This is a genomic window from Streptococcus sp. NLN64, from assembly GCF_015831295.1.
In the GTDB taxonomy this organism is placed as follows: Bacteria; Bacillota; Bacilli; order Lactobacillales; family Streptococcaceae; genus Streptococcus.
The window spans coordinates 66,680-85,255 of the sequence record NZ_JADXDQ010000001.1 but is presented as its reverse complement, the minus strand read 5'-3'; the positions used below and the strand labels follow the sequence as shown (position 1 = coordinate 85,255).

The window sequence follows — 18,576 nt, the reverse complement described above, 5'->3', positions numbered from 1 at the left end:
TTTCCCAAAGAGGAAGTAAGATGAAGGCTGTTATCGCTTGTGCTCATAAGATACTAAGAATTGTCTACAAACTTTTGAAAACACATCAAACTTATGAAGCAGTAAAAGCATTAGGGATGCGGCAACATCCTTAAGACATTTTTAAATATGTTAACCTTAAGTATAACACAGATAGTGTTTTTTTGCGCTTTTTTACTGTGTTATTTTCAAATAAAAGACTATAAAACTTTCGAAGAAAATTTCAAATAAGTACGGCAAAGTTGGCAAAAACTTCGTTTTTTCAACTAGAATCTCAGACAGTCTACTAGACTGTCTGACCTGACAACGGTTAAATTTGATTTTCAAAGCGTATAAAAAGGTAGGGCACTGTACCCCACCTGATCACAAATGATTCTAAATTTTTGCTAGAATGGCATCCCAGGCCTGATCAATGCCATACTTTGTTTCAGATGAAAAAAGAACAAAATCATCATTTGAATCAAAGTCTAGTTTATCTTTAATCATCTTTTCATGTTTATTCCAGCGGCTTTTAGGAATTTTGTCAACCTTGGTAGCCACTAAAATAACCGGAATTTCATAATACTTAAGGAAATCATACATTTGGACATCATCTTGTGAAGGAGCGTGCCTAAAATCAACAAGGCTTACAACGGCTCGAAGATTATCGCGACTTGTTAGGTACTCTTCAATCATTTTTCCCCATTTTTCCCGCTCCTTCTTCGAAACCTTGGCATATCCATAACCAGGGACATCTACAAAACGCAACTGATCGTCGATATTGAAGAAATTTAATAACTGAGTTTTTCCAGGTTTGCTAGAGGTTCGAGCTAGATTTTTACGATTGAGTATCCCATTAATAAAACTGGATTTTCCAACATTGGAGCGACCAGCCATAGCAATTTCAGGGATGTCATCCTGAGGATAGTGACTTTTATTGGTGGCACTCAATAAAAGTTCCGCATTGTGGGTATTTAGTTCCATTAACTTCTCCTTAAAAAAGAGGTTGCGACCAAAGTCTCAACCTTCCTATTTTAGTTAGTATACTCTTTTAGTTTATCTTTCATTACTGTGTTAGCTCGTCTTGCCGTACTTCAGTACTGTCTACGACTCGCTGCCTTGTACTAAAAGTAAACTAAAAGACTATAAAAATATTTTGACCCAGTGGTTGATTGGTGTTTTCGATCTCTTTATTGAGAGAACATTTCATGTTCTCCTATCCAGAAACTCAAAGAGTCAATTTCTGACTCTTTGATCTCTGAAAACAACCTAATCAACAGTGCGAAGGTGGGAGTGAGACAGTTTTTGGGGGAAACCGTTTCAGCTTACAACTTGAAATAAAGACTTGTATCGAACAGTTTTTGTAGAAAACTGTTCTGTCCCAATCTCCCCTCCCTGCTTCCTTTGTTAAGCTGTTTCCAGAATTGGTTTTTCCAAGCCAAGAACAGCTTCTTTGGTAATCCGTACCGTCTTGACATTCTCTTCACTTGGAACTTCAAACATAACATCCATCATGGTTTCTTCAATGATAGAGCGAAGTCCACGAGCTCCTGTCTTACGGTCAATGGCTAAGCGGGCAATTTCTTCCAAGGCTCCATCTTCAAATTCCAAGTCAACATCATCATACGAGAGAAGTGTCTGGTACTGTTTAACCAAGGCATTTCTTGGCTCCTTAAGAATACGGACCAAATCTTGCACCTCAAGTGGCTCTAAAGCCGCAAAGACAGGCAAACGTCCAATCAATTCTGGAATAATACCGAATTTTTGGATATCCTCTGAAACGATTTCTTGCATATAAGAACCATTTTCATCAATTGCCTTGTTGTTGTGACCAAAGCCAATAATCTTTTCTCCTAGACGTTGTTTAACAATCTCTTCAATACCGTCAAAGGCACCTCCAACGATAAAGAGAATATTCTTGGTGTCCACTTGAATCATTTCCTGTTGTGGGTGTTTGCGTCCACCTTGAGGTGGTACGCTTGCAACAGTTCCCTCAATAATTTTGAGAAGGGCTTGTTGAACGCCTTCTCCGGATACATCACGGGTAATAGAGACATTCTCGCTCTTTTTAGCAATTTTATCAATCTCATCCACATAAATGATTCCCCGCTCAGCGCGTTCAATATTGAAATCAGCTGCTTGGAGTAATTTTAGCAGAATGTTTTCGACGTCTTCTCCGACATATCCAGCTTCAGTCAAGGCAGTCGCATCAGCGATGGCAAAAGGAACATTCAAGCTTTTTGCCAAAGTTTGAGCCAGGAAAGTCTTTCCGGATCCTGTTGGACCAATCATGAGGATATTGGATTTTTGCAACTCAACATCCGTCTCATCATCCCGATTATCGTGGAAATTGATCCGTTTGTAATGGTTATAAACAGCAACTGCTAGAGCGCGCTTGGCCCGATCTTGTCCGATAACATAATGGTTCAAAATAGCTAACAGCTCTTGTGGTTTTGGCACTTCAGAAAGGTCGGCCAACACTTCCTCGGCTAACTCTTCTCGAATAATTTCCTGAGCTAATTCGACACATTCATTACAGATGAATGCATTATTTCCAGCAATGATTTTCTTAACTTCATCTTGATTCTTACCACAAAACGAACAATAAATCATGACTTCATTTGATCTCGATTTCGACATATGTAAATCTAACTCCTAGATTAAAATAAGGTATTATAAATGGCGTGAATCGTGTTCACTAAATTGGTGAAGGCATTCAACATAAAAAATGCAGTTAAGCCATAGCGCCGCTTTTGAAAAGATTGCAAGGCACACAAAACACAAATAACTCCAAGCAAGGCCGTAAAAAGGCCGAATAGATTGCGTTCCATCCTTTATGTGATCCTCCTGTATTTATAGATGGTGAAGGGAAAAGTAGCCGTTTCCTGCTCAATCTGCTCAAACAGCTCAAAGGACTTCCAAGGAAATTCTGCAGGAAAATAAACATCTCCTTCAAAGACCCCCTGAATTTCAGAACAAATCAGCTCATCCAGATACTCTTCAAAGGCACAGAAAATCTCACGGCCACCGATGACATAGAGCTCTAGCTCTTGATGCTGGTACCAGTTCAAAACCTCTTCCACAGATTGAAGGACCAGAACATCCGGATGATCCACCTGATAATTCGGATCTCTCGTCAAAATGAGACTTTTCCGTCCTGGTAACACGCGCTTGCCCATACCTTCAAAGGTGACACGCCCCATGAGCATAGCTTGACCCATTGTAGTCGCTTTAAAATGAGCCAATTCTTCTGGAATTCGCCAGGGGAGATGTCCATCCTGCCCAATCAGTCCCTTCTGGTCTTGAGCCCAAATTGCCTTTATTCTTCTGGTCACAGTTCCACTCCCTTACTCTCCTGTTTTTATTTTATCAAAAGCTAGCTAAAAATGGGGAAATCAAGCTAGCTAAAGCGCTCAAAAAAGCGAATCAAATCCAGATTCAAACGAACTTGATTGGCATAAAAGTAATTTCCACCATTTCGGTAGAGTTCATGTCCATGAAAGATGGAAATTGGGGTCCAGTAAGCGTAGGTCTCGCCACTCATATTTCCAAGACTAGGAGCAACTACATCCCGTGAGTAAGTCTGGGCTAATTCGAGACTCGTTTTCTGTCCATTCTTAGCCACATAATCGATATAGGCTTTCCCAAAATTATAAGCCTGCACAGAGGTCCACTCATCAACTCCCAATTCTTGACCATGTAGGTAATAGCTATTTAGAGTTTTTACCCCATGTTCAATACTTTCTTGGGGGGTTGCCAGTGAGTCAACCTGGCCAGTCAGGCTCTCACTGGCCTGCATAACATCTTGCCCCTGCCCCTTGGTTTCAGTGTAAATAACGGCAAGAACCAGATCAGAATCCAAGGTCGAATTTTCTTTCCTCAAAGCCTCTTCAACTAGCGGCTGGTAAGAACGTACATGGGCAACCGTCTGTGCCGTTTGCCAGCCTTTCCACATTCCCAAAAATACAAGCAAAATCAATAGGAAACTAAATATTCGTTTGATCATTAGAGACTCTCAATCGCATCCACATTTTTGATAAGAATCGAATAGGTTCCATCCTCATTCATGATAAACTCTACTGATTCAGCATCTTCATAAACCGGATTGGGCACAATTAACTGAATTCCATTTGATAGGGAAAGCTTTTGGTTTTCCAATCGTTTAAGTTGTCGCTGGCTATCAATTTCTTGGAATTGAATGGCTTCCGGAACTTCTTCCTTCATCTGGTCAATAAAAGTTAGACGCGCGGTTAAATTATCCTCAAATAAATCATTCGCAATGTCTTCTGGCCGTAATTCCTGTTTGGCCTCCAAGTTTTTATGCAGGGATGACTTTAGTTTTGACTGGAACTGAAAATCATCTGCCTGAAAACTCTCCGCAATTTTTTGCGCAGCTTTTTCCATGGTTTGAATGGATTTTTTAGGTGATGGAGCCAACTCAACTTCTAATAATTTTTCTGAAAAATAGTGAAGGAAACTCCCCTGAGCTTTGATTCGTTTTTCCAGCAAAAAGTACTGGCCAGTCACCCGATTGACAACTAAGCCCTCATCTGGACTGGCTCCAAATCCCGGAAGGTGGTTTTGGGTCAGCTGGATCCGATTCTCTTCTTGCCCCAGATCGGTTAGAGAATCTCTAAGCACTAGACGCAAAAAGGCAAAGTGATTTTGTCCTTCTTTATCAAAATTGACAAACACTAAGTCATTCATTTTCTGATTTTCAGCCTCCTTAAAGGCTTCTAACCAGAGCTGGCTAATGGCAATAGAGCTTTCCCTCAAATCATCTTGGATGTGACTGAAAAAGGTGTTTTCAGATTCGAAAGCACCTTTTTTAGCATCATCTGAGTAAACTTTTTCAATTTTTTTCCTAAGATATTCATCAATACGGGGAGACAATTCTAGGGATTCTTGGGAAAATTGAAGGTCTAAACTTTGAGGAGAAAATTGATGAATAATCGCTTCTTTAATGTAAATATCCATACTAGTCCTTGTATAGTGGGAAGGCGCTTGTTAATTCAGCCACCCCTGCTTTTACTTCTTCTAATTCTTCTGGATTTCCGTTTGCTTTAAGAGTTTTAAGGATTAAGTGGGCAACTTTCCGTGCTTCTTCTTCCTTGAATCCACGAGCTGTAATAGCTGGCGTACCAATTCGAATACCGGATGTTTTAAATGGGGATAACTGCTCATAAGGAATGGAATTCTTATTCAAGGTAATATGAACATCATCCAAGAGTTGCTGAGCAACTTTTCCATTCTCCACAACTTTTGTGACATCTACCAGGAAAAGGTGATTATCAGATCCCCCTGAAATGACACGGAAATACTCATCTTGAAGAAAGACTTCCACCATGGCTTGCGTATTCTTCAAAACTTGCTGCATGTATTCTTTAAAAGCAGGATCTAGAACTTCTTTAAAAGCAACAGCCTTAGCCGCAATGACATGCTCCAAAGGTCCACCTTGAAGCCCAGGGAATATGGCTGAATTGATTTTCTTAGCCAGCTCTTCATCATTGGTCAAGATGAGACCGCCACGAGGACCACGAAGGGTTTTATGAGTTGTAGAAGTTACAACATGAGCAAACGGAATAGGATTGGGATGGAGACCAGCTGCTACCAATCCTGCAATATGAGCCATGTCCACCATGAGATAGGCATCCACTGCATCCGCAATTTGACGCAGACGTTCAAAATCAAGAATCCGTGAGTAGGCTGAAGCTCCTGCTACAATCAGTTTTGGCTGGTGTTCTTTGGCCAACGCTTCTAACTCATCATAGGAAAGCAATTCTGTTACTGGATCCACATTATAGGCAACAAAATGGTAGGTTTTCCCTGAAAAGCTAACCGGAGAACCATGGGTCAAATGGCCACCAGCAGATAAATCCATTCCAAGAATGGTATCTCCTGGCTGCACTAAAGCCATGTAAGCTGCGGCATTGGCTTGGGAACCAGAATGAGGTTGCACATTGGCATAACCGGCTCCAAAGATTTCTTTAGCCCGTTCAATCGCTAAATTCTCAACCACATCCACGGCTTCGGTCCCACCGTAATAGCGGCGACCTGGATAGCCCTCGGCATATTTATTTGTTAAAAGGGAACCTTGAGCGGCCATCACAGCTTTCGAAACAACATTTTCAGAGGCAATCAATTCAATATTGTCTTCTTGACGCTTTGCTTCCGCATCCATAGCTGCCCAGAGTTCTGGGTCATAGTTCCGGTAATCATTATTTTCAAAAATCATTTTTCCACCTCTTTAAATTCTAACTGGGGAACAACTGCTTTCAAATCTTCCTTAGTAATCACACCTTGCCGTAAGATACAGGCCTGATCTTGGGATAAATCAAGAATAGTGGAATCCACTCCTGTCAGAAACGGATCATCTGCATAGCCTGGAACGGGGATCTCCTCTTGAATCTGCTCAAACACTTGACCACTCTCTTGACCACTCAGATTTGCAGAGGGGCCAATCAAAGGCCCTTCTTTTTGGATTAGTTCTAGGGTTAAGGGATGTGCGGGCATCCGAAATCCGACGCTTGGTAAGCCCGAATTAATCCAAAATGGCACAGCATCACTAGCCTTGAGCAAGATAGTCAGTGGCCCAGGCCAAAAATGTTTTGCCAATTCCTCAAAATAAGGGGGAATCTCCCTTGCATAGAGTTTTACTGGATCGATAGTTGCAATATTGAGATTCATGGCTTTATCCCTTGGTCTTTGCTTAAGAGCATAAACCAAATCCACAGCCTCTTGATTTAGAGCCTTTGCAAAAAGCCCATAAACGGTCTCGGTTGGAAGAATGACAGCTCGTCCTGCTTCCAACTCATCCTTTAAGATTTCCATCAACTACCACCATCCGATCCTGTCCAAATTGATCTGCGAGGACTCGTACACGCGCTTGGGGAAAAGCTTCTTGAAAGAGATGTCGCACAACTTCCCCTTGTTTATAGCCAATCTCCAGATAAATTTTTCCATTTGGTTGTAAATAAGCGCCTGATTCTACAGCCAATTTTCTGTATAGGGCTAAGCCACCTTCATCCGCAAAAAGGGCTAAATGTGGTTCCGAGTGAAGAACATTTTGACCAACCTCAGCTTGATCTTCCCAAGCGATATAAGGAGGATTCGAAACTAGGATATCAAAAGATCCTGTCACTTGTTCCAAAAGATTGCTTTCTACCAAGTTTACCTGTTTTTCCAATTCGAGTCTTTGCCGGTTCAACCTTGTGACTTCCAGGGCTTCCTTTGAAATATCCGTTGCCCATACATTCCATGATGGTCGATTCTTTGCTAAGGATAAGGCGATGGCTCCACTACCCGTTCCGATATCTATGACATTTAGACCGTGATCCGGATTTTCATCTAAAATCAAGTCAACCAATTCTTCCGTTTCAGGTCTAGGGATTAGGACCCGCTCATCTACGAGAAATTCATAGCCACAAAAGTCCGTTGAACCAAGTATATACTGGACCGGTTCATGGTCCATCAAGCGCTTATGATAAGACCTCAACTGGGTAAGCACCTCAGCTTCTTCTTCTTTTTGCAAAAAGAAAACAAAATCCGTAAAGGTCAAGTCAAACAGTTTCCGAACCATAAGGTCAAAGGCTTCTGGCTCCTCACCAACATGGGAAAGTTGGTCGTGAAATTCTTGGAATCGTTGGCTATATCTCATCTAATTGTTTAAGGCCTCTAACTTCTGAGTTTGGTCATACAAAACAAGGGCATCCACCACTTCATCCAATTTACCAGATAAAATGCTGTCTAGTTTTTGGAGGGTTAGACCAATACGATGGTCTGTCACTCGATTCTGCGGGAAGTTATAGGTACGAATCCGTTCCGAACGGTCACCTGTACCAATGGTAGACTTACGCTCTGCATCCTGCTCATCTTGCGCAATTTGAGCAAAATGGTCCGCAACGCGGGCACGAATAATTTTCATCGCTTTATCCCGGTTTTTCTGCTGAGTCCGCTCTTCTTGCATTTCCACTTTAATATTGGTTGGCAAGTGTACAATCCGAACAGCAGTCGCAACTTTGTTGACGTTCTGACCACCGGCTCCAGACGCATGGTAAATATCAATCCGCAAATCTTTTGGATCAATATCGTATTCGACCTCTTCAACCTCTGGCATCACAAGCACGGTTGCCGTCGAAGTATGAACTCGTCCTTGACTTTCCGTCACAGGAACCCGTTGAACCCGATGGGCTCCAGATTCATATTTGAGTTTGGAATAGACAGACTGGCCAGATACCATAGCCACAACTTCTTTGAAACCACCGACGCCATTCATGGACGTTTCCATAACTTCAAAACGCCATCCTTGAGTCTCTGCGTATTTCTGATACATGGTCAGGAGATCGCCTGCGAAAAGTGCCGCTTCGTCTCCACCTGCCGCACCACGGATTTCCAAGATAATGTTTTTATCATCATTCGGATCTTTTGGAAGCAACAAGATTTTTAACTTCTCTTCATATTCTTCCTTAGCCTGCTTGGATTCCTTAAGCTCCATTTTAGCCATTTCTTCCAATTCAGCATCACCCGCTGCATCTTTAATCATTTCTTCAGCATCCGTAATGGATTGCAAAATCCGCTTGTATTCCCGATAAGCGGCAACTGTTTCGCGTGTCGAGGCTTCTTCACGGGAAAGTTCCATGAAACGCTTGGTGTCACTAACAACTTGCGGATCACTTAAAAGTTCCCCCAATTCCTCGTAGCGATCCTCTACCGCCTGCAATTGATCATAAATATTCATGCTTAGCTAACTCCTTCTAATTCCGGATTAAAATAGTGCTTTCTACATACCGAGACATAGGTTTCGTTCCCACCAATTTGAATTTGTTCTCCGTCATACATGGGGGATCCATCCTGCATCCGAAGGACCATTGTTGCTTTTTTGGAACAATAGTGACAGATCGTTTTAATCTCTTCAATCTTGTCTGCGAAAAGTAAAAGGTATTTAGATCCTTCAAACAACTCATTTCGGAAATCATTTTTCAAACCAAAGGCCATAACCGGAATGTCTAATTCATCTACTACCCTGGCCAGGGCAAAAACATGATGCCGTTTTAAAAATTGAGCTTCATCAATAAGAACACAATAAAGCTCCTCTTGCTTTTGCTCCTCCTGAATAAATCCAAAGACATCAAAATCATCATCAATTGCCAAGGCTTCCCGCCGCATCCCAATGCGACTCGAGACCATTCCAACTCCATCTCGTGTATCTACAGCTGAAGTCATAATGAGAACTCGCTTCCCCTGTTCTTCATAATTATGGGCTACTTTGAGAATTTCAATGGTTTTCCCCGAATTCATTGTCCCATACTTAAAATAAAGCTGCGCCATCATTCAACTTTCTAAAAAATTATTTCTCACCTATTATACACGAAATCAGACCAAACTTACAGTCTTTTCCCACGTTACAATATGGTACAATAGATTACGAGGAGGAATCGTTATGCCATTTGTAAAAATTGAACTCTTTGAAGGACGCTCTCTTGAGCAAAAACAAGCCCTTGCTGCGGAGGTAACCGAATCTGTTATGAAACACACAGGAGCTCCAAAGGAAGCCATCCATGTCTTTATTCGAGACCTCCCTGAAGGAACGTATTATCCTCAAGGACAAATGAAAACCAAATCCTAATGAGGATCGAATCCATTACAAAAACGACAGCTTTAAACTGTCGTTTTTTTCTTACTCTTGAGCGAGCAGCTTATCCTGTTTTTGAACAGACACCATTCGCCATTGTAAGAGGAGTGCACAAGCCCATAAGCCTATATTAAGTCCAATCCAATAACCATATGGTCCGAAACCAGCAAGAATATCTAAGAGGTAACCCAAAGGAAGGGCGATAATCCAATAGCTAATAATTCCAATAACAAAAGGATAGGTCGTATCCTTATAGCCCCGCAAAATTCCCTGAATTGGTGATACCAAGGCATCAGCAAATTGGAAGAATAGGGCATAAATCAGGAAATGGCTGGTCAGCCTGATAAACTCAGGTTCTTTCCCATAGAGCGCAGCTACCTGATTCCGGAAAACGTATAGGAAAATCAGAGTGGCTGCTGCGAACAGAATCGCCATGAGTCGACCAATGCGACTATAAGCTAGAACATCTTCTGATCGTTCTGCACCTTTTTCATAAGAAATGATAATGGCCATAGTCATGGAAACACTCAAAGGAAAGGCATACATCATATTCGAAAAATTCATAGCTGCCTGATGACTGGCAATCACTTCTGAAGAAAAGCGAGCCATAAAAAATCCAACCGCAGCAAAAATAGCAGACTCTGCAAAAACAGCTCCACCAATTGGCAAACCAAGTTTCCAACCTTCGATAAAACCTGGAAGATACAGACCTTGTGGTTTAAAAATACGATAGCCTTTCATCTCAGGATGCCAATACATGACACCTAGAATGACTAATAGTAAAGCCCAGTAGGCCATAGAAGTCCCCAAGCCTGCTCCTGCTCCTCCCAATTCAGGGACGGGACCAACGCCATAAATTAACAAATAGTTAAAGAAGGCATTAAAAGGAAGGAGAAGCAACATCAGATACATGGACAATTTTGTTAGTCCCAAGGCATCAAAAAAAGAGCGGAATACACTAAAAAGCAAGAGGGGTAAAATCCCCAAAAGCATAAAGTGCAGATAATCTTTTCCCACCCGCAAAACTTCTGTTTGCAAGCCTAAACTCTCTAACAAAAGGGGGGCACCAAATCCAATAATCACAAAAAGAAAGGCCGCTAAACAAAGGGACAGATAAATAAACTGCCAAACATCTCTAGCAACCTTCTCCTTCTGCCCTTGGCCTAGATGATAGCCGATAATAGGAACAATAGCCGACAGCACCCCCGTAACTAAGGTAAACATCGGGTGCCAAATACTCGTCGCCATCGCAACCCCAGCCAAATCCAAGGTGCCATACTGCCCTGTCATCATCGTATCAATAAAGGAGGCTGAAAAATTCGCGACTTGGTAAACCAAAATAGGTAAAAAGATTTGAAAAAAGACTTTCACTTTTTCAGAGTTAGAATAGGTTTGATGCATGATTCACCTCCATTCAAAATTTTTCGACTACTCGGAACAAGTTAAAATCTGAAACACATTTTAATCCAGGAAGTGGCTTAAAATGGATCGGTTCTAAAGCAATGATAGCTTACCATCAATAAGGCATACAAAACATGAGGTTTGGAGAAAAGGATTCAGACAGTCAGATTTTCAACTGTTATAGTCTATTCGTTTGCTTTTAGTACAAGGCAGCGAGTCGCAGACAGTACTGAAGTACGGCAAGACGATCTAACACAGTAATAAAAGATAAACTAAAAGAGTATAAAGGACAAATTAAAAGAGTATTTGAGTATAAGGTCATCACTAGTATACCAAAAACGCTAACCTCTATAAAGGAAAATCCAGGCCAATTCAAGACCTGGATGTTTCTTACAAACTATCTCCATTCCAGATGGAATTTTTTACAATCACATAATCTACTTTTCGGAGACTTTCGAGGTCTCGTCCACCTGCATAAGAGATCGAACTTTGAAGATCTTCCTGCATTTCTTTGAGGGTTGAAAAAATGGAACCTTTCGCTGGTAACAGGATTTTCTTCCCTTCAACGTTTTTATAATCCCCTTTTTGGAATTGAGAGGCGGAGCCATAGTACTCTTTGAAGGCTTGTCCATTTTCCTCAACCAATTTACCAGGACTCTCGGTATGGCCTGCAAAGAGTGATCCAATCATCACCATGCTGGCACCAAAACGAATAGACTTAGCAATATCACCGTGGGTACGAATTCCACCATCCGCAATAATCGGTTTACGAGCTGCTTTAGCACACCACCGGAGTGCTGCTAATTGCCAACCACCTGTACCAAATCCAGTTTTGACTTTTGTGATACAAACCTTACCAGGGCCAATTCCCACTTTCGTTGCATCTGCACCTGCATTCTCCAACTCACGCACAGCTTCTGGTGTCCCAACATTTCCAGCAATGACAAAAGTCTCAGGTAGTTCTCTTTTGATATGCTGAATCATTTTGATAACACTGTCCGCATGCCCATGGGCAATGTCAATGGTGATATAGTCTGGGACATTTTCTTTGAGCTGACTCACAAAGTCATACTCATAGTCTTTTACCCCCACAGAAATCGAGGAAATCAGACCTTGCTCTTTCATTTTTTTAATAAAAGGAATACGGGCTGCTTCATCAAAGCGATGCATGATGTAAAAATACCCCTCACGTGCTAGCTTCTCAGCCAGTTCCTCGTCTACAATGGTTTGCATATTGGCTGGTACAACCGGTAGCTTAAATGTATGCTTCCCAAATGTCACCTCTGTATCCGCTTGAGAACGGCTTGAAATAATACACTTATTGGGAATTAATTGAATATCTTCATAATCAAAAATGGGAAACTCGTTTAACATGACGGCACCTCTAACATTATTTACCTGTCAATACTAAGCATAGACAGGTATTCATACTCATTACATTTCAAAATCTGAATGTGTGAATCCTCTTCGCCGAACCCTAAGTCCTGTCTTCATCGGATTGATGGCAAGCGATGCTTGCTTCATCATCTATAAATTTCAATCCAATTCCTGAATTAAAATTCGTTTCATATTTCGAACTGTTTTGAGTATTAAAACCGACCTTTCCGGAAATATTATACAGAATTGTCCGAAAATTGTCAACGATATTGAATCCAGATCAGCAGAAAGTTCGTTTTTGAAACTTTCTAAAACAGATGAAAAGACTTGAGAAAATCCCAAGTCTTTTTCAATACCTCTTTTATTCGGCAGTCAATGCAGCCATTGTGATGTAGTTGTATGGCTTGTTAAAGTGTGGCAAGAAGAAGATATCCGTCAAGGCCAACTTATCAATGGTTACATGCTCTTGGATAGCCAAAGAGAACATGTGAATTCCCATAGACATATCTTCTTTCGAAGCCATTTGTGCACCAAGAATTTGACGAGTTGTACGATCGTAAACAATCTTGATCGCCACTTCATAGTTGTTGTGTTTAATGAATTCAGGTTTTTGAAGATCGTTGAAACCTGTTTCAACAGCATCGAAACCAGCTGCTTTAGCTTTTTCAAGAGTCAAACCAGTTGAAACCATCTTAAGATCGTAGATAGAGATACCGTTTGAACCTTGAACACCAATTCCTTCAAGTTCATGACCAGTTGCGTTAAAGGCACCTACGATACCAGAGCGAACTGCATTTGAAGCAAGGGCGATGTAGCTTGGTTTACCAAGAGAGTTGTCATAGATGGTTGCACAGTCACCAATTGCGTACACACCCGGAATGCTTGTTTCTTGTTTCTTATCAACAAGGAAGGCACCGTTTTGGTAAAGTTCGATTTTGCCTGCTCCAAGTTCTGTATTTGGTCGGAAACCAACAGCCAAGACAACCATGTCAACATCGAAGGTTTCTTTATCGGTTACGATGCGCTCAACTTTGCCATCTCCTTCAACTGCTTGAACTTTTTGGCCATAAGCCAAACGAATTCCATGATCTTCCAAGTTCTTATTCATCATATCTGATAGTTCGCGGTCATAGTAACCATTCAAGGAAGTTTCAGCAATATCAATCAAGACAACTTCTTTACCAACACGTTCGAAGGCTTCTGCCAACTCAACACCGATATAACCTGCACCAACAACAGCAACTCGTTTAATATCTTTGTTTTCAAGACGTTCAATTACTTCTGCAGAGTTTTGGTACAGTTTTACAAATTGAAGGTTTTCAAGGGTTGCTTTGAACTCGCGAGTTCCTTCGACCAATTCTACTCCTTTAATTGGTGGAATAATTGGTTGGGAACCAGTTGCAAAAATCAATTTCTCATATGATTCAACGTGCTCTTTGCCATCAACAAGGGCCGTTACTTCTTTCTTATCATAGTCTACAGAAAGAACTGGAGATTCCATGTAGATGCGAGCCCCTTTAGCTTCAAGAGTTTCTTTATCAGAATAGAAAAGACCTTCTGGACCGTCGATTTGTTTTCCAATCCAAAGTGCCATTCCACAACCGAGGAAGGAAATATTGGAGTTTTGATCAAAAACAACTACTTCGTTCTCATCACCGAAGTTATCCAACATTGTGTTAATACAAGCTGTACCAGCGTGGTTAGCACCAATGACAACAATTTTACTCATAGTTCGAGTCCTACCTTTAATTTTTTTCGATATCAGTATACCACAATCTGACAGCGTTTTCAAATCTTTGCCCTTCTACTATTGAAAAAAATCGTGAAAAATTTCAGAGATTATAAGGAAACTTGCTGAACAGAACTGCGGCCAGAACCTCGCTTCTCTAAAAGTATCTGTTTGGAAATTCCCTGTTTCATAACTTCTACGTGAGAGATCAGACCAATCATGCGACCGTTACGACCTAGGCTCTCCAAAACATCCAAGGCAACCAAAAGAGTCTCCTGATCTAGACTTCCAAAACCTTCATCAATAAAGAGGGCTTCTAGTTCTATTCCACCCTTACTTTCTTGAATCACATCAGACGTAGCTAAGGCAAGAGCCATACTTGCGAGAAAACTTTCCCCGCCCGAAAGTGTGGAAACAGGTCTTAACTGGCCCACTTCTTGGTCCAGAACATCTAAATCCAATCCCGCGAGACTTCGACCAGAGGATTTTTGGTTTTTGAGAACAAATTGGTAGCGTCCTTGGGAAAAATCATGATAGTAACGGTCATTTGCAACTTCCACAATCTGCTTAAAATAATGCTGCAAGACATAAGCTTTAATGTCTAAACGACTCTCTGTCTGACCACTAAGAACTTGCACCAATTGATCCAACTGGCTAAAGAGTAGATTGCTTTCAACTTGATTCTGATTCAAATTCTCCAGTTGTTTTTCAATCTCTAGGGCATGATCAATACGGCTCTGCAGCAGAACAAGTGTTTCACTCTTCAATTCTAGTTCAGACTCTAATTGTGCAAGCAAAGCTTGCCTTTTCTGAGGATTCTCGAGTTGAACAGCGTCAGGTTCGTTTGCCTCCAATCGCGTTAGCTCCATTCGCACCTCTTGCAATTGAGCCTCAAATTGTGTCAATCGCCGCCGTAATTCACTCCGTTTAGATATTCCCTGAAGGATTTCCAGAAATTCAGTCCAATCGGCAGCCGGTAAGACCTCTGCCTGTAATTGTTTCATTACCTTTTTATTCTGAGAACGAGTCTCTTCGTAAGCACGGACCTGTTCAACAAGTTGTTCCTGTTTGGTTTCATAGGCCTGTCTCTGAGCTGTTAATTGCAGTTCTAAGCGCGAAAGATTTTTCTTGCCTAATTGAAGGTTTTTCAATGCTCGTTTTTGCTTTTCGAGCTTCTCTTCAAGTGCTTCAAGACTCTGACTTTCAACTTGTTCCTTCAGCTCACCTAAGGATTGTTCCCATTCCTGCAATTGATGGTGGGCCTGGTCCATGCTCAGTCCAAGCTCTTGAAGTTTAAGCGAATAGGTATTTTGAAGTGCCAGTGCACCCTCTCTTTCTTCTCTTAATTCTTCTGCCCTTTTTGCCTGAATCTCGAGGGTTTCTTGGTAATTTTCAAGGGCTTTCGCCAGCTCTTCTAAACTAGATGCTTCGAGTTCTAACTGAGAGGTCAATTGTTCGAACTGAGACCGATAAGCTACTTCCTCCGTTTTTACCTCATCCATCACTATTGTCAGGTTGCTCTCCAAACTAGCCCGAGATTCTTGCAAATGAGACAGTTCAAGCTGTTTCTCGTGAGAGGCAATTTCTAATTGAAGGAAGTCTTCGTCACTCTCCATCTCCCGATCCACAGGGAGCACACTGATTCTATTCTGGCAAACTGGACACTCGTCACCGACGTGAACTTGCGAGCGGACCATATTCAAAGCCACAGTCAGTCTTTGTTTCTGAAGAGCTTCGAGATCTTGCTCTTGATTGGATCTTGTTAAATCTGAAATTTGGGTTTGAATCTTTTCCAACTGCACATTCAAACTTGCCCATTCCTGTTTTCTATCTTCCAGTTTCTGATTTTGTTGACGAAGCTGATGGTACAGCTGCTGATAGCCCATTAGCTGAGACCAAGAAGCAGACTCCTGATTCAATTCTTGTAGGTTCCTGTCAATCTGAGATAATCCTTCCTGATTCTGCTCAAGCAACTCTTGGTATTCTTTCTGGTCTGCTTGAAGATTTGCAAGTTCAGTTTGCTTATTTGCGATCCGCTGGGTTTGTTGCCGAGCTTCTAGGAGTTTCTGATGCTTCTTTTCCAGATCTATTAGTTGCTGACGAAGTTCTTCTTCATCTACCTGATCAAGTCGCGTTACTTCTGCCCTAAATTCTTTGCTTAAAGTCTCTAAATTCAACTTTTCCTGCTCTAGTTGCTCCTGGGTTCTTGCCAAGACTCCTTTTTGCTTATCCAATTGCTCCTGCCGGTCTAAGAGAATCTGCCCTTCTTCCAATTGATCCAAGAGAGTCAGTTCCTTCTTATCCTCATCATAAGTTGGATAGGAAGCCAATAAATCTCGTTGCAGAATTTGCTGCTCCTTGAGATTCTGCTCCCATTCCAGTCGGCTCTCCCAAGCCCTAAGTTCTGCAGATACTTCCTGAACCTGCGCCTCCAATGTCTCGATCCTTTGACCTTGAACATTTTTTTCTTGGTCAAAAGATTGAAGAGCCTTTGCCATTGCCTCCTGGATTTGATCTGGTCCCAAAAGGGCTGCCTCTTCTCCCACCACGCTGCGGGCAAGTACGACCATTTCCAAGTCTCTGGCTTCAATCTTCTGGCGGTCTTGTTTCCGTTTTTCTTTTAAAGTTTCAATTAAAAGGTGATAGGAATCGACATCAAAAAGAGTTTGGAGAATTTCCTCCTTCTCCTTGGAATTGGCTAATAAAAAGCGCTTGAAATTATGCTGAGGTAAGAGTAAAATACGCTGAAACTGGTCCTTGTTCAAGTGCAGTAGGTCCTCAATAGCTTGGGTCACCTCCGCAAGCTTGGTGTAACTAGGTCCGACCAAGTGGCCATCTTGAACCTCAGAGAAAAGATGTTGGTCCCGAAAAAGACTATTAAACGGCCTTTCGGAGTCCCAAGTAACTCGTTTGGGAGTCCAAGATCTCTCCACACGGTAGACCCGATTTCGATGGCTGAACTCCAAAAGGACACTCGATGGTTCTTTGGGAGAAAAGGACGCAAATTCACTCCGCAAATCGATAAAGCGCTTATCTCCAATCTTAAATTGGGCATTGTTGTAGTAAAGTGCTGTGACCAACAAATCAAAGATGGTTGTTTTCCCAGACCCCGTATCACCTGAGATTAGAAAGAGGCTATCCGCATAATCACGGAAGTCTAGATCTAGATGGGCGTGAGGGCCAATATTTTTGGCTTCTAGGCGAATCGGCTTCATACTTCCTCCTTCCTTTCTAAAAGACTGGCTTCAACCCAGTCTACTTGTTGCTGACTTAATTCATGCCCCGTCTGTTCCTGAAAAAATTGATGGATGATCTCCATGGGAGATTCTAAACGTTCCTGAATCCAGACCTTATTTCTGACTTCCTTCGCTTCTTCTTGGATGCGAATATCCAGAATATCTGGATAAAAGATGGCCAAGGAATCCCTTAAATTGCGAATTACTTGAGGTTTTTCAGTAAGTCGAATACTGTAGTAGGCAGGCCCTTCAGCCTGAATCTTGGCCACAAAGTTTTTTGCGGTGATATCCTCATAGGTTCCACAAATCAGACGGATGTCCTTTGAACTTGGAAGAGCTTTAAACGTAACCACCAGCTCTTCAGGCTGCCAATCTAAAATCAGCACTCCTTTTTCTTGCCAATGTTCATCAACTGCAAATTTCAACAAGGAACCCGAGTAACGAATCTTCTCACTTGGACTGGAGAGGTGGGAATGCAGATGCCCTAGAGCGACATAGCTAAAATTGGAAAAAAGACTAGTTGGTAGATGGTTGAGCCCCCCAATCTCAGACTTCCCTTCACTGATTAGCTGATAGTCCTCGTTTCCTTTACCAGCAACATAAAAATGACTAATGAGAATTGGGTTTTTATCCGGCTTGATCAGCGCCTCCATGTCCTTAACCAGTCGTTCCATAGCCTGACGGATGGTCTCCATTTGGCTTTTATTCTCCTCAGAAATCCCATAAAAACGACGGGCATCACTGGGGTGAAAAAAAGGAAGGAGAAAAATTTGAAAGTCCCCAAAATCAATGGGTTCTAAGGCTTGTTCAATTTGCGTGGCCAGATAAAGTTGGCCTTGTTTCATCCAACGAGTCCCAAATTGAAGACGATTGGCACCGTCATGATTGCCGGAAACAATAAAGAGAGGGAGGCCTAATTCCACATTCAATTCATAGAGCATCTGATCCAAGGCCTTGGTTGCAGATACAGGTGGCGTAGATACATCAAACAGATCACCCGCCAAGATAATTGCATCAACCTTTTCCCTCTGAGCTACATCTTTGAGCTTTTGAAAAACCGACCACTGCTCCTCTAACAAGGAATAGCCGTGAAGTTTGCGACCAATATGCCAATCTGCTGTGTGTAAAAATTTCATTCAAAGAACTCCTTCCCATCCAAAGCTCCTTCAAGAATAGCAAAAAAAATCACGGTAAACAAATACTTA

The 18,576-nt window shown here is 41.8% G+C and carries 17 protein-coding genes; 1 reads left to right on the top strand and 16 read right to left on the bottom strand.

What is annotated here, in order from left to right; translation table 11 throughout:
• Nucleotides 1-393: 393 nt before the first annotated feature.
• From yihA to I2503_RS00490, 11 genes are all read right to left on the bottom strand, one after another.
• The gene (gene yihA, locus I2503_RS00540) at nt 394-981 is read right to left on the bottom strand and encodes a ribosome biogenesis GTP-binding protein YihA/YsxC (protein ID WP_196966668.1); all 588 of its coding nucleotides are present in this window, start codon (nt 979-981) and stop codon (nt 394-396) included.
• 423 nt (nt 982-1,404) lie between these two features.
• Nucleotides 1,405-2,637, bottom strand: coding sequence for an ATP-dependent Clp protease ATP-binding subunit ClpX (clpX, locus tag I2503_RS00535; protein ID WP_196090864.1), 1,233 nt, complete (start codon nt 2,635-2,637; stop codon nt 1,405-1,407).
• A gap of 20 nt (nt 2,638-2,657) precedes the next feature.
• The gene (locus tag I2503_RS00530; protein WP_196090863.1) at nt 2,658-2,828 is read right to left on the bottom strand and encodes a hypothetical protein; all 171 of its coding nucleotides are present in this window, start codon (nt 2,826-2,828) and stop codon (nt 2,658-2,660) included.
• A 3-nt stretch (nt 2,829-2,831) separates the two neighbouring features.
• A complete protein-coding gene (locus I2503_RS00525) occupies nt 2,832-3,332 on the bottom strand; it encodes a dihydrofolate reductase (RefSeq protein WP_196090862.1) in 501 nt (166 codons plus the stop codon).
• Between the two features lie 65 nt (nt 3,333-3,397).
• A complete protein-coding gene (locus tag I2503_RS00520) occupies nt 3,398-4,003 on the bottom strand; it encodes a lysozyme family protein (RefSeq protein WP_196090861.1) in 606 nt (201 codons plus the stop codon).
• Nucleotides 4,003-4,974, bottom strand: a complete 972-nt coding sequence (locus tag I2503_RS00515; RefSeq protein WP_196090860.1) for a nucleoid-associated protein — start codon at nt 4,972-4,974, stop codon at nt 4,003-4,005. The genes I2503_RS00520 and I2503_RS00515 overlap by 1 nt, the downstream gene beginning before the upstream one ends.
• A 1-nt stretch (nt 4,975) precedes the next feature.
• Nucleotides 4,976-6,232, bottom strand: a complete 1,257-nt coding sequence (gene glyA, locus I2503_RS00510; RefSeq protein WP_196966667.1) for a serine hydroxymethyltransferase — start codon at nt 6,230-6,232, stop codon at nt 4,976-4,978.
• A complete protein-coding gene (locus I2503_RS00505; RefSeq protein ID WP_196090858.1) occupies nt 6,229-6,828 on the bottom strand; it encodes an L-threonylcarbamoyladenylate synthase in 600 nt (199 codons plus the stop codon). The genes glyA and I2503_RS00505 overlap by 4 nt, the downstream gene beginning before the upstream one ends.
• Nucleotides 6,809-7,654 (bottom strand): peptide chain release factor N(5)-glutamine methyltransferase, encoded by an 846-nt coding sequence (gene prmC / locus I2503_RS00500; RefSeq protein WP_196090857.1) that lies wholly within the window; start codon nt 7,652-7,654, stop codon nt 6,809-6,811. Before prmC ends, I2503_RS00505 begins: the two co-directional genes overlap by 20 nt.
• Nucleotides 7,655-8,734: a peptide chain release factor 1 gene (gene prfA / locus I2503_RS00495; protein ID WP_196090856.1), complete on the bottom strand. Its 1,080-nt coding sequence runs from the start codon at nt 8,732-8,734 to the stop codon at nt 7,655-7,657.
• Between the two features lie 2 nt (nt 8,735-8,736).
• A complete protein-coding gene (locus tag I2503_RS00490; RefSeq protein WP_196090873.1) occupies nt 8,737-9,324 on the bottom strand; it encodes a thymidine kinase in 588 nt (195 codons plus the stop codon).
• Between the two features lie 112 nt (nt 9,325-9,436).
• On the opposite strand from I2503_RS00490, the gene I2503_RS00485 reads away from it, so the two are divergent.
• On the top strand, nt 9,437-9,622 hold the full coding sequence (locus I2503_RS00485; RefSeq protein ID WP_196090855.1) for a 4-oxalocrotonate tautomerase: 186 nt from the start codon (nt 9,437-9,439) through the stop codon (nt 9,620-9,622).
• 51 nt (nt 9,623-9,673) lie between these two features.
• Here I2503_RS00485 and I2503_RS00480 read toward each other — a convergent pair whose 3' ends face one another.
• From I2503_RS00480 to I2503_RS00460, 5 genes are all read right to left on the bottom strand, one after another.
• Nucleotides 9,674-11,029, bottom strand: a complete 1,356-nt coding sequence (locus I2503_RS00480; protein ID WP_196966666.1) for an MATE family efflux transporter — start codon at nt 11,027-11,029, stop codon at nt 9,674-9,676.
• 390 nt (nt 11,030-11,419) lie between these two features.
• On the bottom strand, nt 11,420-12,403 hold the full coding sequence (guaC, locus tag I2503_RS00475; RefSeq protein WP_196966665.1) for a GMP reductase: 984 nt from the start codon (nt 12,401-12,403) through the stop codon (nt 11,420-11,422).
• A 364-nt stretch (nt 12,404-12,767) separates the two neighbouring features.
• Nucleotides 12,768-14,135, bottom strand: a complete 1,368-nt coding sequence (locus I2503_RS00470; RefSeq protein ID WP_196966664.1) for an FAD-dependent oxidoreductase — start codon at nt 14,133-14,135, stop codon at nt 12,768-12,770.
• Nucleotides 14,136-14,245: 110 nt separating this feature from the next.
• Nucleotides 14,246-17,350: an SMC family ATPase gene (locus tag I2503_RS00465; protein WP_196966663.1), complete on the bottom strand. Its 3,105-nt coding sequence runs from the start codon at nt 17,348-17,350 to the stop codon at nt 14,246-14,248.
• Nucleotides 17,347-18,507 carry an exonuclease SbcCD subunit D gene (locus I2503_RS00460; RefSeq protein WP_196966662.1) on the bottom strand — a complete coding sequence of 387 codons (1,161 nt, stop codon included), beginning with the start codon at nt 18,505-18,507 and terminating at the stop codon, nt 17,347-17,349. Before I2503_RS00460 ends, I2503_RS00465 begins: the two co-directional genes overlap by 4 nt.
• Between the last annotated feature and the right edge of the window lie 69 nt (nt 18,508-18,576).

Coding starts and splice junctions, on each gene's coding strand:
- I2503_RS00520 (WP_196090861.1), bottom strand. CDS start 4,003: ATGATCAAACGAATATTTAGTTTCCTATTGATTTTGCTTGTATTTTTG.
- I2503_RS00530 (WP_196090863.1), bottom strand. CDS start 2,828: ATGGAACGCAATCTATTCGGCCTTTTTACGGCCTTGCTTGGAGTTATT.
- I2503_RS00515 (WP_196090860.1), bottom strand. CDS start 4,974: ATGGATATTTACATTAAAGAAGCGATTATTCATCAATTTTCTCCTCAA.
- I2503_RS00490 (WP_196090873.1), bottom strand. CDS start 9,324: ATGGCGCAGCTTTATTTTAAGTATGGGACAATGAATTCGGGGAAAACC.
- clpX (WP_196090864.1), bottom strand. CDS start 2,637: ATGTCGAAATCGAGATCAAATGAAGTCATGATTTATTGTTCGTTTTGT.
- I2503_RS00470 (WP_196966664.1), bottom strand. CDS start 14,135: ATGAGTAAAATTGTTGTCATTGGTGCTAACCACGCTGGTACAGCTTGT.
- glyA (WP_196966667.1), bottom strand. CDS start 6,232: ATGATTTTTGAAAATAATGATTACCGGAACTATGACCCAGAACTCTGG.
- I2503_RS00480 (WP_196966666.1), bottom strand. CDS start 11,029: ATGCATCAAACCTATTCTAACTCTGAAAAAGTGAAAGTCTTTTTTCAA.
- yihA (WP_196966668.1), bottom strand. CDS start 981: ATGGAACTAAATACCCACAATGCGGAACTTTTATTGAGTGCCACCAAT.
- I2503_RS00505 (WP_196090858.1), bottom strand. CDS start 6,828: ATGGAAATCTTAAAGGATGAGTTGGAAGCAGGACGAGCTGTCATTCTT.
- prmC (WP_196090857.1), bottom strand. CDS start 7,654: ATGAGATATAGCCAACGATTCCAAGAATTTCACGACCAACTTTCCCAT.
- I2503_RS00465 (WP_196966663.1), bottom strand. CDS start 17,350: ATGAAGCCGATTCGCCTAGAAGCCAAAAATATTGGCCCTCACGCCCAT.
- I2503_RS00485 (WP_196090855.1), top strand. CDS start 9,437: ATGCCATTTGTAAAAATTGAACTCTTTGAAGGACGCTCTCTTGAGCAA.
- prfA (WP_196090856.1), bottom strand. CDS start 8,734: ATGAATATTTATGATCAATTGCAGGCGGTAGAGGATCGCTACGAGGAA.
- I2503_RS00460 (WP_196966662.1), bottom strand. CDS start 18,507: ATGAAATTTTTACACACAGCAGATTGGCATATTGGTCGCAAACTTCAC.
- guaC (WP_196966665.1), bottom strand. CDS start 12,403: ATGTTAAACGAGTTTCCCATTTTTGATTATGAAGATATTCAATTAATT.